This is a genomic window from Xanthomonas sp. SS (genome assembly GCF_014236835.1).
Classification (GTDB): Bacteria; Pseudomonadota; Gammaproteobacteria; order Xanthomonadales; family Xanthomonadaceae; genus Xanthomonas_A.
In genome coordinates this window covers 684,176-698,171 of sequence record NZ_CP051190.1, presented here as the reverse complement: position 1 = coordinate 698,171, position 13,996 = coordinate 684,176, and the positions used below count along the sequence as shown (strand labels likewise).

Annotated in this window: 11 protein-coding genes; 6 read left to right on the top strand and 5 right to left on the bottom strand. The window is 68.3% G+C overall.

All coding sequences use genetic code 11. From position 1 onward, the window contains the following. Positions 1-47 precede the first annotated feature (47 nt). Positions 48-926, bottom strand: coding sequence for an aromatic alcohol reductase (locus tag HEP74_RS03050; RefSeq protein ID WP_255427865.1), 879 nt, complete (start codon positions 924-926; stop codon positions 48-50). Between the two features lie 159 nt (positions 927-1,085). On the opposite strand from HEP74_RS03050, the gene HEP74_RS03045 reads away from it, so the two are divergent. Then, positions 1,086-1,490 (top strand): winged helix-turn-helix transcriptional regulator, encoded by a 405-nt coding sequence (locus HEP74_RS03045; RefSeq protein ID WP_185815139.1) that lies wholly within the window; start codon positions 1,086-1,088, stop codon positions 1,488-1,490. A gap of 337 nt (positions 1,491-1,827) precedes the next feature. Here HEP74_RS03045 and HEP74_RS03040 read toward each other — a convergent pair whose 3' ends face one another. Then, entirely contained in the window at positions 1,828-4,212 is a 2,385-nt protein-coding gene (locus HEP74_RS03040) for a GH92 family glycosyl hydrolase (protein WP_185815138.1), read from the bottom strand. A 134-nt stretch (positions 4,213-4,346) separates the two neighbouring features. Between HEP74_RS03040 and HEP74_RS03035 the strand changes: the two genes are divergently transcribed. From HEP74_RS03035 to HEP74_RS03025, 3 genes are all read left to right on the top strand, one after another. Continuing rightward, entirely contained in the window at positions 4,347-5,396 is a 1,050-nt protein-coding gene (locus HEP74_RS03035; protein ID WP_185815137.1) for a LacI family DNA-binding transcriptional regulator, read from the top strand. Beyond that, positions 5,393-6,697 (top strand): sugar MFS transporter, encoded by a 1,305-nt coding sequence (locus HEP74_RS03030; protein ID WP_185815136.1) that lies wholly within the window; start codon positions 5,393-5,395, stop codon positions 6,695-6,697. Before HEP74_RS03035 ends, HEP74_RS03030 begins: the two co-directional genes overlap by 4 nt. A gap of 91 nt (positions 6,698-6,788) precedes the next feature. Then, complete coding sequence (locus HEP74_RS03025; protein WP_185815135.1) at positions 6,789-8,075, top strand: AGE family epimerase/isomerase; 1,287 nt, start codon at positions 6,789-6,791, stop codon at positions 8,073-8,075. Positions 8,076-8,330: 255 nt separating this feature from the next. On the opposite strand, the gene rpoD is transcribed toward HEP74_RS03025, so the two are convergent. Together rpoD and dtd are read right to left on the bottom strand one after the other, a co-directional pair. Beyond that, positions 8,331-10,190, bottom strand: coding sequence for an RNA polymerase sigma factor RpoD (gene rpoD, locus HEP74_RS03020; protein ID WP_185815134.1), 1,860 nt, complete (start codon positions 10,188-10,190; stop codon positions 8,331-8,333). Positions 10,191-10,301: 111 nt separating this feature from the next. After that, entirely contained in the window at positions 10,302-10,742 is a 441-nt protein-coding gene (gene dtd, locus HEP74_RS03015; RefSeq protein WP_185815133.1) for a D-aminoacyl-tRNA deacylase, read from the bottom strand. Between the two features lie 194 nt (positions 10,743-10,936). Between dtd and HEP74_RS03010 the strand changes: the two genes are divergently transcribed. Next, positions 10,937-11,851: a lauroyl acyltransferase gene (locus tag HEP74_RS03010; protein ID WP_185815132.1), complete on the top strand. Its 915-nt coding sequence runs from the start codon at positions 10,937-10,939 to the stop codon at positions 11,849-11,851. Positions 11,852-11,870: 19 nt separating this feature from the next. On the opposite strand, the gene HEP74_RS03005 is transcribed toward HEP74_RS03010, so the two are convergent. Next, on the bottom strand, positions 11,871-12,392 hold the full coding sequence (locus HEP74_RS03005; protein ID WP_185815131.1) for a GNAT family N-acetyltransferase: 522 nt from the start codon (positions 12,390-12,392) through the stop codon (positions 11,871-11,873). Between the two features lie 302 nt (positions 12,393-12,694). Here HEP74_RS03005 and ribA point away from each other — a divergent pair, with 302 nt between their 5' ends. Further along, positions 12,695-13,819 carry a GTP cyclohydrolase II RibA gene (ribA, locus tag HEP74_RS03000; protein ID WP_185815130.1) on the top strand — a complete coding sequence of 375 codons (1,125 nt, stop codon included), beginning with the start codon at positions 12,695-12,697 and terminating at the stop codon, positions 13,817-13,819. Positions 13,820-13,996 lie beyond the last annotated feature (177 nt).

Genomic DNA, 13,996 nt, shown 5'->3' with positions numbered 1-13,996 from the left:
GGCGTAGCTCCATCCCGAAAGGTTGGACAGAACTACGCGGGTCACGGTCAGGGGGCTTGGACGTTGGCTTTCAACCAGCCCTCGACATTTTCCAGCTCGGCCCCGATCCTGAAGTTGAAGGTCCGCTCCATTTCCCACGCTACGCCCTTCCCTTGCGCAAAAGCCGCACGGTACTTCTTGATCATGTTCGCCGGGTCTTCCGCCAGTTCCTGCATGAGTTGAGGAACGCTCCATACGGCGAGCTCGAAAGGTGCGCCGAACGTCTTCTCGAGAATTCCCGGAAGTTCGCCATAGCCGATCGTATCGCCCGCGAGGTACACGATCTCGTTACGGATCATGGGCGAGCAGAAGACGATGCGCGCCGTCATTGCGCCAATGTCCTCCGGCGTGGTCAGCGTGACGGCGTTGGTCGCCGAGCCCAGCGCGTTGACCTTCCGCCCGGAGAGATCGACCACCCCGAATTCCGGCTCGAAGAGATAGCTGGTGAACATTCCGGTGGAAATGACGACCCATTCCATCGCGGTCTGCGACCGCAGATATTCGCGCACGTCCAGTTGCGCGTCGAACAGATCCTGGGGACCTCCACGGCCGATGGCATCGAAATCGACACCGAACTGCCACGGGAAGTACCTGGGAATGCCTGACTTCACTGCGGCGCGCGCGACTTTCATCGGGGTATCGCGACCGGCCGCGTAACCGGTACATCCAATGACGGTGTCGAATCCGGAGAAGGTGGCGGCCAACGCATCCTCGCTCGCCACGACAAGATCACCGGCGACTATCTCGACGCCCAGCGAACGGATCTCGTCCACCATGCGCCGCTTTTCGGGCAGGTCCGATGCGATGGAGGCCGGCCGCAGCATGACGCTGATGCGCGCCTGGGCATGCTCCTTCGAGAGCCGTGCCAGGTTGCGGATGACCGGCATCCCAAGTTCTCCCGCTCCCAAAACCAGGATGGACCGGGAGGCAGTGTTGCTGGCGCGAGAAGCCATTGAATCACCATGTCTGTGTACGATGGCGGCGATTCTGCCTGTCGCACAGACCACACATAAGAAGGCACACCCGTGATACCGACCGCCCCGTTCATGAGTTCCGATGAGCTCCTGCAGCATTCCCAACTGATCTGCGACGGGATGAGCGCAGACGACGACGGTCTACGCCGCGAGGTTCTGGCGCACGCGGGCAATCGCTGGTCCCTCGGGATCATTCATGCGCTCGGCGTTTACGGGACACTGCGTCATGCGGATCTCGCGCGCAGGATGAAGGGGATCACGCAGCGCATGCTCACGCGCACCCTGCGGCAACTCGAAAGGGATGGCCTGATCGGCAGGCATGATTTCAACGAGGTGCCTCCCCGTGTCGAGTACAGCATCACCCCATTGGGCAAGGACCTGCTTGTCCTGATGATTCCCATGTGGACATGGGTGGTGGAACACGCCGAGGATTTTCGCCAATGTCGGCAGAACTTCGATGCCGAACGCAGTGCTTGACAGTCTCAGCGGCTGTCGCTGACAGCGCCGGCCATCTACGAGCGCGCTGGCGACAAGCAGGACGCGGTCGGACATCGGCGCCGCCCACCACGGGGTCTATGATCGCGACATTCCAGCCGTGAAGCCAATTCGCAAGCGCTGAATGTTTCCGGCGCTTTTCCGAAGGCACAGAAGGCACCTGGGCGGAAAGCCCAAGCGCCTGTTTTGATGGTGGGGTCTGGCAGGATTCGGGCCTGCAATCGAAGGCGAATGAGGTCTCTGCTCCAACCGATGCGCGGAGGCGCGCTGCAGCCGCACGGTGCAGGACTGCCTCGGCACGGACCACTGGCAGGGAGCGCTACTGGCCCCACTGCCCACGCACCTTGCCTTCGCTCATCGAATACGCCCGCTCCGCGCCCTCGCCTGCGGCCCACGCGGTGTTCGGCTCGGCCTGCAGGGTGAAACGCAATTCGCCGCCGGCCATGATTTCCTCGTGGCGCAGGAAGGCGCGGTCCAGCGGGCGGCCGTTGAGGGTGACGCTGCCGATGTAGGGATGCGCATCGTCCAGGCCGTCGGTGACGATGCTGAAGCGCTTGCCGTTGGGCAGCGCCAGGGTCGCGTGCGGCAGGAACGGGCGGCCGATGATGTACTGGTTGCTGGCCGGCGCTACCGGGTAGAAACCCAGCGCGGTGAACACGTACCACGCCGACATCTGCCCCAGGTCGTCGTTGCCGGCCAGGCCGTCGGGACGCGCCGCGTACTGGCTGCGCATGATCTGCTGCAGCCGTGCCTGGGTACGCCAGGGCTGGCCGGCGTAGGCATAGAGGTAGGCCACGTGGTGGCTGGGCTCGTTGCCGTGCGCGTACCAGCCGATCAGCCCGGTGATGTCTTCCATGTGTTCGAACACCTTGGGATCGACCTTGGCCTCGAACACCTGGTCCAGCCGCGCCAGCAGTTTGTCCTCGCCGCCATGCGCGCGGGCCAGGCCGGCCACGTCCTGCGGCACGTACCACGAGTACTGCCAGGCGTTGCCTTCGGTGTAGTCGCTGCCGTAGCCGCTGGCACTGGGATCGAACGGTTCGCGGAAGCTGCCGTCGCGCTTGCGCGCGCGCATGAACCCGGTCTTGGCGTCGAAGGCATGCTGCCAGTTGCCGGCGCGCTTGCCGAATTCGCTGGCCACTTCGGTGCGGCCCATCGCCTGCGCCATGCGTGCGATGGTCCAGTCGTCGAACGCGTATTCCAGGGTCTTGGACGCGGCCTCGCCTTCCTCGTCGATCGGCACGTAGCCCAACTCGCGGTATTGCGCGATGCCGTCGTAGGGGCCGTAGTCGGCGCTGGCGACCATCGCCTCGAGCGCGGCGTCGGTGTCGTAGCCGCGGATGCCTTTCATGTAGGCGTCGGCGATCACCGGCACGGCGTGGTAGCCGATCATGCACCAGGTCTCCAGGCCCTGGAACGACCACACCGGCAGCACCCCGTACGGACTGTTCTTGCGGTGCGCGAGCAGCGAGTTGACGATGTCGTTGGTGCGCTGGGGCGGCTGCACCAGGGTCAGCAGCGGGTGCAGCGCGCGGTAGGTGTCCCACAGCGAGAATGTCGAGTAGTTGGTGTAGCCCTGCGCCTGGTGCACGGCGTTGTCCGGCCCGCGATAGCGGCCGTCGCTGTCCATGAACAGCGTGGGGCCGAGCAGGCTGTGGTACAGCGCGGTGTAGAACTGGGTGCGCTGCGTTGCCGGCGCATCCACTTCGACCGCACCCAGCGCCTGCGCCCACTGCGCGCGCGCCGCGCGGCGCACGCCGTCGAAGTCCCAGCCCGGCACCTCGGCGTCGAGGTTGGCGATGGCGCTGTCCTCGCTGACCGGCGAGATCGACACCTTCACCAGCAGCGGTTCGCGCGTGGCCGCACCGAAATCGAAACTGGCCACCAGCTGGCGGCCTTCGATCTGCGCGCGTTGGGTGGGGTCGTTGTCGCCGGGCGGCGGGAAGCCCTTGTACGGGATGTCCTGCTCGGTATTGTGCAAGGCATGGCCGCGCAGCGGCTGCGAGAAGCGCAGCGCGAAGTACAGCTGCCGCCCCGGCGCCCAGCCGCGGGTTTCGCGGAAGCCGGTGACGGTGCCGTCGGCGCGCACGCGCAACCGCGACCAGCTGATCTTGCCGGGGTAGTCGTACATGCTGGTGCGCAGGTCCAGCAGCACGTGCGCCGGCTGGCCCTTGGGGAAGGTGTAGCGGTGCACGCCGGCGCGCGCGCTGGCGGTGAGTTCGGCGCGCACCTTGTAGTCGTCCAGGGTCACCGCGTAGTAGCCGGGTTCGGCACGTTCGTCGTCGTGGCGGAAGCGCGAGCTGTAGCCGCTGCCGGGCTTGTCCGGATCGCCGCGCTCCAGCCGCACCGCGCCGCTGATCGGCATCAGCAACACGTCGCCCAGGTCGGAATGGCCGGTGCCGGAGAAGTGGGTGTGCGAGAAGCCGACCAGGCTGCGGTCGTCGTAACGGTAGCCGGCGGCCCAGCCGTAGGCGTCCTTGCGCGGCTGGATGCGCGTGTCCGGGCTCAGCTGGACCATGCCGAACGGCACCGTGGCGCCGGGGTAGGTGTGGCCTTCGCCGCCGGTGCCGATGAACGGGTCCACCGCGGCGACGGCGCGCTCGCCAGGGCTGGCGGCGGCGGAACTGGTGGCGGCGTGCGCCGCAGGCCAGGCGGCGGCGAGCAGCAGCGCGACGGCCGCGCGCTTGGTCCAGGTGCTGTGCATGGTGTCTTTTCCCCGGTCGAATCGGTCCAAGAAACGGATACCACAAAAGCCGCCGTGCATTTTGCTGCACTGCAAAATGCGTAGCCGATCACGACGGCGCAGGATGGGCGGCCTTTTGAACCGGTCTAATCGCCGTGCCGTCGTCCCCCGCCGACAAACGCGTCACCGTGTCCGACATCGCCGCCGCCTGCGGCGTGTCGCGGGCGACCGTGTCGCTGGTGCTGCGCAACAGCCCGCTGGTGCATGCGGACACGCGCGCGCGGGTGGCGGCGGAAATCGCGCGGCAGGGCTACGTCTACCACCGCGGCGCGGCCAGCTTGCGCGGGCGCGCCTCCAACGCGGTGGCGCTGGTGGTCAACGACCTGGCCAATCCGTTCTTCGCCGAATTTGCCGGCGGCGTGGACGCGGCGCTGGCCGAGGCCGGCTACGTGATGCTGATGGGCAGCACCGGCGAATCGCCGGAGCGCCAGCACAGCGTGCTGGCCTCGCTGATCGAGCACCAGCCGGCGGCGCTGATCCTGTCGCCGACCGAGAACACCGACGCGGCGCGGCTGCGCCAATTGCTCGGCACGCGGCTGCCGGTACTGCTGTTCAACCGCGCGCTGGACGGCGACTGGCCGCTGCTGGCGCTGGACAACCGCCGCGGCGCGCGCCTGGCCACCGAACACCTGCTGGCGCTGGGCCACCGCGCGATCGCGTTCTTCGGCGGCCACCGCCAGTCCAGTTCCTGCGCCGAACGCCGCGCCGGCTACCGCGATGCGCTGGCCGCCGCCGGCATCGCCGCCGACCCGGCGTGGCTGATCGAATGCGCGCCGACCCGGCTGGAAGCCGCGCGCCAGGCCGGCGCGCTGTGCGCGCGCGACCCGCTGCCGACCGCGCTGGTCTGCTACAACGACGTGGTCGCGCTGGGCCTGGCCAGCGGCCTGGCCGAACGCGGCCGCCACGCCGGCCGCGACTACGCCTTGATCGGCTTCGACGACATCGCCGAAGCCGCCGTCGCCACCCCGTCGCTGTCCACCGTCGCGGTCGCCCCGCGCGAACGCGGCATGCAGGCCGCGCAGCTGGTGCTGGACGCGCTGCGCCAGCAACAGTCACTGCCTGCGCTTACCATCGCCCCGTCCCGGCTGTGCCTGCGCGCCAGCAGCCGGGTCGCCCTCTCGTCCGTTCCCGGAGTCGCTGCATGAGCCGTCGTCCGCTGTCCAACACTGCCGCCATCGCGGTGGTCAGCATGATCTTCTTCACCTGGGGCGGCCTGACCAGCCTCAACGATGTGCTGATCCCGCATCTGAAAGCCGTGTTCCAGATGAACTACGCGCAGTCGATGCTGATCCAGTTCACCTTCTTCGGCGCGTACTTCCTGATGTCGCTGCCGGCCGGCGCGGTAGTGGCGCGCGTGGGCTACAAGGCCAGCATCGTCATCGGCCTGGTGATCGCGGCGATCGGCGCGGCGATGTTCTATCCGGCCGCGCGGCTGCCGTCGTATCCGCTGTTCCTGACCGCGCTGTTCGTGCTGGCCAGCGGCATCACCCTGCTGCAGGTGGCGGCCAATCCCTACATCAGCCTGATCGGCGAACCGAGCAAGGCGCCGAGCCGACTCAACTTCGCGCAGGCGCTGAATTCGTTGGGCACCACCATCTTCCCGCTGCTGATCGGCCCGCTGATCCTGGCCGGCGCGGTGCTGTCGGCCGACAAGATCGCGGCGATGAGCGCGCTCGAGCAGGCGGCTTACCGCGGCGCGCAGGCGCAATCGGTGCAGGTGCCGTACCTGCTGCTGGCCGGCGGCCTGTTGTTGCTGGCGGTGTTCGTGCTGGTGATGCGTATCCCCTCGCTGCGAGAGGACGACGCCGGCAGCGTCGAGTCGCATCACAGCTTCGGCGATGCGCTGCGCCAGTCGCACCTGCTGTGGGGCGTGGTGGCGATCTTCATGTACGTCGGCGCGGAAGTGTCGATCGGCAGCTTCCTGATCAACTACATCTCCGGCCCGACCACCGGCGGTCTGACCGAAGCCACCGCCAGCCGCTACCTGGCGTTCTACTGGGGCGGCGCGATGGTCGGCCGCTTCGCCGGCGCCGCGCTGCTGCAGGTGATCCCAGCGCGCAAGCTGCTGGCCGCCTTCGCCGGCGTCGCCTCGCTGCTGCTGATCGTGACCATGATCAGCACCGGCCACGTGGCGATGTGGAGCGTAATCGCGATCGGCCTGTTCAACTCGATCATGTTCCCGACCATCTTCACCGTGGCCATCGAACGCCTGGGCCCGCTGACCAGCAAGGCCTCGAGCCTGCTGATCATGGGCATCGTCGGCGGCGCGCTGGTGCCGCTGGCGCAGGGCGCGCTGGCCGATGTGGTCGGCATCCAGCATGCCTTCGTGATCCCGCTGCTGTGCTACGCCTACATCCTCTGGTACGGCCTGCGCGGCTCGCGGCTGTCGGCCAATCTGCCGGCCGAGGCGCCGGGCGCCAGGCCGGTGGCGCGCGCTATGCATTGATGCGCGAGACGGGCGCGGCGGCGTGCTGCCGCCGTGCCTGCGCTCGGTTGTTCCTCCCCCTTCCCCCACTCACATGGCTCCTAGCGACCGCATGAACCTGCCTGCCACGCCCCTGCCCGACTTCGCCGATGCCGCCGTGCTGCGCGCGCATATCGCCGACACCATGGCCTTCTACCATCCGCGCGCGATCGATCCGGCCGGCGGCTTCTTCCACTATTTCCGCGACGACGGCAGCGTGTACGACGCCGGCCACCGCCACCTGGTCAGCAGCACCCGCTTCGTCTTCAACTACGCGATGGCGGCGAACGAGTTCGCCGATTCGCCGCTGGCCGCCGAGTACCTGGATGCCGCACGCCACGGCCTGCGCTACCTGCGCGAGGTGCATCGCGACGCCGCCAGCGGCGGCTACGTGTGGACCCTGCGCGACGGCATCGCCGAGGACCGCACCCAGCACGCCTACGGCGCCGCCTTCGTGCTGCTGGCCTATTCCACCGCGAAGAAGGCCGGCCTCGACACCGACGCGTGGATGGACGAGACCTGGCAGCTGCTGGAAACCCGCTACTGGGACGCCGCCGCCGGCCTGTACCGCGACGAAGCCACGCCCGAGTGGCAGTTCTCCAGCTACCGCGGACAGAACGCCAACATGCACCTGTGCGAGGCGCTGATCGCCGCCTACGAGGCCAGTGCCGAACCGCGCTACCTGCAGCGCGCGCTACTGCTCGCCGACCACGTCACCCGCCGGCAAGCCGCGCTGGCCGGCGGCCTGGTGTGGGAGCACTACGACGCGAACTGGCAGGTGGACTGGGACTACAACCGCGACAATCCCAAGCACCTGTTCCGGCCGTGGGGTTTCCAGCCCGGCCACCAGGTGGAATGGTCGAAGCTGCTGGTGCTGCTGCACGGGCATCTGCACGCCGCCGAAGGCAGCGCGCCGGACTGGCTGCTGCCGACCGCCCGCCACCTGTTCGACACCGCGCTGGCGCACGGCTGGGACGCGCAGCACGGCGGCATCGTCTACGGCTTCGCCTCCGGCAGCGAGGCCGAGCCGGTGGTCGGCGTGCCCGACGTGGCGCAGCACCCGACCTACTTCTGCGACGACGACAAGTATTTCTGGGTGCAGGCCGAAGCGATCGCCGCCGCCGCGCGGCTGCTGGCCGCGAGCGGCGATGCCAGCTACCGCGCCGCCTACGACATGCTGTGGACGTATTCGTGGGAGCACCTGGTCGACCACCGCTACGGCGCCTGGTTCCGCATCCTCAGCCGCGACAACCGCAGCTACAGCGACGAGAAGAGCCCGGCCGGCAAGACCGACTACCACACCATGGGCGCCTGCCACGATGTGCTGGCGGTGATGCGCAGCAGCAAGGCGTTCGCGTAGGCATACGCGGGGCGCCGGCGATCCGGCGCCTGTGTTCCTGTAGGAGCGGCTTCAGCCGCGACAGAGTGTTACCGGTGAGACCTGGTCGCGGCTGAAGCCGCTCCTACAGGGGTTGGTCGCCCGCCGGAGGGGGGCGACAGCGGGCGTCGGCGCGCGCAGGGTGGCTCGATAGCGCAAGCAAGCGGCACCACTCCTTCGCCCACAAAAAAGCCCCGCACATGGCGGGGCCTTTTCGTTACCGCGAACCGTGCTCGATCAGTCGATATCGAGGAAGCTGCGCAGCTGCTCGGAGCGGCTCGGATGACGCAGCTTGCGCAGCGCCTTGGCCTCTATCTGGCGGATACGCTCGCGGGTGACATCGAACTGCTTGCCGACTTCCTCGAGGGTGTGGTCGGTGTTCATGTCGATGCCGAAGCGCATGCGCAGCACCTTGGCCTCGCGCGGGGTCAGCCCGGCGAGCACGTCGCGCACGGTCTCGGACAGGTTGATGTTGGTGGTGTTCTCGATCGGGGACTCCACGTTGGTGTCCTCGATGAAGTCGCCAAGATGCGAATCCTCGTCGTCGCCGATCGGGGTTTCCATCGAGATCGGCTCCTTGGCGATCTTCATCACCTTGCGGATCTTGTCCTCCGGCATGTCCATTTCCTTGGCCAGCTCCTCCGGCGTGGCCTCGCGGCCGTACTGCTGGAGCATCTGCCGGGAAATGCGGTTCAACTTGTTGATCGTCTCGATCATGTGCACCGGGATACGGATGGTGCGCGCCTGATCGGCGATCGAACGGGTGATGGCCTGGCGGATCCACCAGGTCGCATACGTGGAGAACTTGTAGCCGCGACGGTATTCGAACTTGTCCACCGCCTTCATCAGGCCGATGTTGCCTTCCTGGATCAGGTCGAGGAACTGCAGGCCGCGGTTGGTGTACTTCTTGGCGATCGAGATCACCAGGCGCAGGTTGGCCTCGACCATTTCCTTCTTGGCCTTGCGCGCCTTGGCTTCGCCATAGGCCATCGCGCGGCTGATTTCCTTCAGCTCGGTCAGGCTCAGGTAGGTCGCCTGCTCCACCGCCACGGTGGCTTCCTGCTCGGCGACGATCTGGTCCTTGACGTCGCGCAGCGCCGAGGACCACTTCTGCTTGCGCTTCAGTGCGTCGTCGACCCAGGCCACGTTGGTCTGGTTGCCTTCCCAGGAACGGATGAAATCCTTGCGCGGCATCCGCGCCACGTGCGTGGCCAGGTGCAGCACGCGACGCTCGTGGTCCTTGACCTGGGCCATGGTGTCGCGCAGCTTGCGCACCAGCACGTCGGTCAGCGGCAGCGGCAGCTTCAAGGTGACGAACACCTCGGCGATGTCGGTGCGCAGCTTGGTGACCAGCTTGTGCTCGGCGCCGTTCTTGGCGTGCGCCTTCTTGAACTTGGCGTATTCGGTGGCCAGCACCTCCATGCGCCGCGCGACCTCGGCCGGATCCGGACCGGTCGGGCCGGCCTCTTCCTCGGCGGCTTCGACTTCCTCGTCGTCGTCGTCGGCATCGGCATCGGCGGCATCGTCGTCGCTGGCGACCACCGCCGGCGGCGCCGGCTCTTCCTCGATCAGGTCGTTGAAGCCGACCACGATCTCGGCCAGGCGCTTCTTGCCTTCCTTGTGCTGTTCGTAGTCTTCGAGCAGGGTCTCCACCGCCAGCGGGAACGCGCCCAGCGCGGCCTGGACCTGGCTGAGGCCTTCCTCGATGCGCTTGGCGATGGCGATTTCGCCTTCGCGGGTCAGCAGTTCGACCGTGCCCATTTCGCGCATGTACATGCGCACCGGGTCGGTGGTGCGACCACCTTCGGTGTCGAGCGCGGTCAGCGCCGCGGCGGCTTCTTCGGCCGCGGTGTCGTCGACTTCGCGGTTACCGGTGTTGCCGTCGTTGAGCAGCAGGGTCTCGGCGTCGGGGGCGACTTCATGGACGTCGATGCCCATGCCGTTGATCATGCTGATGATGTCTTCGATCTGCTCCGGATCGACCAGGTCGTCGGGCAGATGGTCATTGACTTCGGCGTAGGTCAGATAGCCCTGTTCCAGGCCCTTGCTGATCAGTAGCTTGATGTCGGATTGCTGGGCAGGACGTTCGTTGGCCATGAGTGCTCGCGCCACCGGCAGGTAGATGAATGAGTGAACCTAGCATTATAACAGCCCGGACCGCCGCTTGCCGGACAAGGAGCTGAATCGCTCCGCCAGGAGCGCCCCGGCCTAGGGCCGAAGCAGGAAAGTGACCGGGCCGTCGTTGACCAGGCTGACGATCATATGGGCACCGAAGCGCCCGCTTTCCACCCCCGATGGATGCCGCTCCCGGCAAATTTCCAGCAATCGGTTGAAGCCGCGTTCAGCCTCGAGCGGCGGCGCCGCGGTGGTGAAGCTGGGCCGCATCCCGGAACCGGTATCGGCGGCCAGGGTGAACTGGCTGACCAGCAGCAAGCCGCCTTCGGTATCGCGCAGCGAGCGGTTCATGCGCCCGCTGGCGTCGGCGAACACGCGGTAGCCCAACAGGCGCTCGGCCATGCGCTGGAACGTGGCTTCGGTATCGCCCGGCTCCACCGCCACCAGCGCCAGCAGGCCGGGACCGATGCGACCGACCACCGCATCGTCGACGCGAACTTCGGCTTGGCTGACGCGCTGGATCAGGGAGAGCATGGGCGGGGACTCGGGACTCGGGACTCGGAAGCATCCGGTTTCGGTGGGGCGCTGTCATCCCGTCGGCATCATGGCCGAGTCACCGCGCTCGGCGAAAGTCGCGATGGCCCGCAAGCGGACCGATTCGTGATGCCGATCGGGCCATAGGGATGCATTCGACCTGGCACGGCCGGCGCAGCGGATAAACTGCGGCGATGAAACCCGCAACGCTCGCAACCGTTCTGTATCGCTGCGCCGCCGCCGTGGCGCGCCTGCCCTGGCCGTGGCTGCGGCGCCTGGCCGACGGCCTGGCCTGGCTGTGGCTGCGCAAGGACGCGCGCGAAAGCCGCGTCACCCGCCGCAACCTGGAACTGGCCTACCCGGAACTGCTGCCGAGCGAGCGCATCGCGCTGCACCGCGACGTGCTGCGTTCCACCGCGCGGCAGGCGTTCGAGACCCTGGTGCTGTGGACCCGGCCGCCGGCGCAGAACCTGGCCCAGCTGCGCCAACGCAATGGACAAGACCTGTACGACGCGGCGCTGGCCTCGGGCCGCGGGGTGATCGTGGCCGCGCCGCACTTCGGCAACTGGGAGCTGCTCAACCAGTGGCTGGCTTCGCGCGGCGACATCGCCATCGTCTACCGCGCGCCGGCCTCCGATGTCGGCGACGCCTTCCTGCAACTGGTGCGCAGCGGCGACAACGTGCGCCAGGTGCGCGCCGAGGGTCCGGCGGTGCGCCAGCTGTTCAAGGTGCTCAAGGACGGCGGCGCGGTCGGCATTCTTCCCGACCAGCAACCCAAGGCCGGCGACGGCGTGTTCGCGCCGTTCTTCGGGGTGCCGGCGCTGACCATGACCCTGGTCAACCGACTGGCCGAACGCACCGGCGCGATCGTGCTGTTCGCGTGGTGCGAGCGGGTCGGCAACGACCTGGAATTCGCGCTGCAGGTGCAGCCGGCGCCGGAGGCGATCGCCGACCCGGACCCGCTGCGCGCCGCGACCGCGCTGAACGAAGGCGTGGAGCGCGTGGCGCGCCGCGACCCGGCGCAGTACCAGTGGACCTACAAGCGCTACACGCTGCGTCCGGATCCGACCGAAGCCAACCCCTACGCCACGGCCAGGCACCCGCACTAGCGGCGCGCATCCCGCGCGGCTAGTCGTCGTGCGGGTCCGCCGGCGTGGCGAGGATGCGCTGGTAGAAGGCCAGGTCCAGCCAGCGCCCGAACTTGAAACCGGCCTCGCGCACGGTGCCGGCGTGCACGAAGCCCATTTGCTCGTGCAGCGCGATGCTGCCGCTGTTGCTGGCGTCGATACCGCCCACCAGCACGTGCACGCCGCGCGCCTGCGCCGCCTCGACCAGCGCCAGCAGCAGGCGCCGCCCCAGGCCCTTGCCGCGATGGTCGCGGTGCACGTAGACCGAATGCTCGACGCTGTACTTGAACGCCGGCCAGGCGCGGAACGTGCCGTAACTGGCGAAGCCGAGCAAGGTGCCGTCCGCGTCCTCGACCCCGATCACCGGGAAGCCGCCGGCGCGCTTGGCCGCGAACCAGCCGGCCATGCTCTCAGGCGGGCGCGGCCGGTAATCGTACAGGGCGGTGGAATGGACGATGGCTTCGTTGAATATCTCCAGGATCGCGCCGGCATGGCGCTGTTCGGTGCATTCGACGAGGTGCATGCGCAGGTCCTGGAGAACGGGTCCGGCGTAGTAGAAATCAATCGACCGCGCTTGAACATGCCTGCCCGGCGATCGCGGCCACGATTTCGTGAGTGACCGCGCGCCGGCCGACGGTTGCGTGCGAGGCATGCCGGCGCGGCGCACAGTGCGTTCCATCCCGCGCATGCTGGCGGCACGGCCAAACCACGCGACAATGGCGCACCGGAACCGCCGCTGCTGCCTGCCCACAAGCGGCGCGCGCCGGGCGCGCCACGGCCGGCAAGCCTTGAAGACGCGCCGGAGATCCCCATTTGGAGTCGTGCATGACCAGCCCCGCCCCCACCTCCGTGCACGCCTTCGGCGATCCCGCCGCGATCCGCAGCGAGCGCGCGGCCTCGGAGCTGCGTGCCGGCCGGCCGGTGATCATCGAAGGCCGCCAGGGCCAGGCGCGCGCGGTGCTGGCGCTGGACAGCAGCACCACGCAGTCCTACCTCAGCTTCGCCCAGGCGGCGGGGCAGCGGCATTACCTGTTCCTGACCCCGACCCGCGCCCAGGTGCTGGGCCTGGCCGCGCCGCAGGGCGCGCGTATCGTCCTGGCCGGCCAGTCCTACGACGCGCTGGCCTCGCTGGCCTACCTGCGCGACGGCACGCTGCCGGCGCACTGGCTGCCGGGCGATGCGCTGGATGCCGGCGCGGTAGAGATCGCGCGCCTGGGCCTGCTGCTGCCGGCGATGATCGCGGTGGACCTGGGCGCGGACAGCAGCGCCTTCCAGGGCTGCCAGTCGCTGCAGCTGGACGATCTGGAACACGGTTGCGCGACCACCACCGCCGGCAGCTACGAACTGGTGACCCGCACCCAGGTGCCGCTGCGCGATCTCGGCAGCAGCGAATTCGTGGTGTTCCGCGGCGGCGTGGCGCAGCGCGACCAGGTCGCGATCGTGATCGGCCAGCCCGACCTGTCGGCGCCGGTGCCGGTGCGGGTGCACTCCTCCTGCCTCACCGGCGACCTGTTCGGCTCGCTGAAGTGCGACTGCGGCGACCAGCTGCGGCATGGCCTGGCCAAGCTCAAGGAGCTCGGCGGCGGCGTGCTGCTGTACCTGGACCAGGAAGGCCGCGGCACCGGCATCGCCACCAAGATGCGCGCCTACGGCTACCAGCACGACGGGCTGGACACCATCGACGCCGATGCGCAGCTGGGGTTCGGCGCCGACGAGCGCCGCTACGGCGGCGCGGTGGCGATGCTGCGCGGGCTCGGCATCCAGCGCGTGCGCCTGCTGACCAACAATCCCTCCAAGGCCGAGCGCCTGCGCGCGGCCGGCATCGAGGTGGTCGAACGCATCCCGATCACCGGCGCGATCACCGCCGAGAACGAGGGCTATCTGCGCACCAAGGCCGCCCGTGCCGGTCATGCGCTGGATGTGGACGCGCTGCTCCACGCCGCGCGCTGAGCCGCGACGGCGCAGCACCGGCAACGACGACAGCGGCGCAGGCCTAACGACAGGGCGTGCTGCGGAGAGCGTTTCCACGCCGCGCCCGCGCGCGAAGCACGCCGGGCGCGGCCCGCGTTACGATCGGGACCTGCAAGGCGCGCATGCGCAGTGCCCGCCCATCGTTTCGAGAGCCCG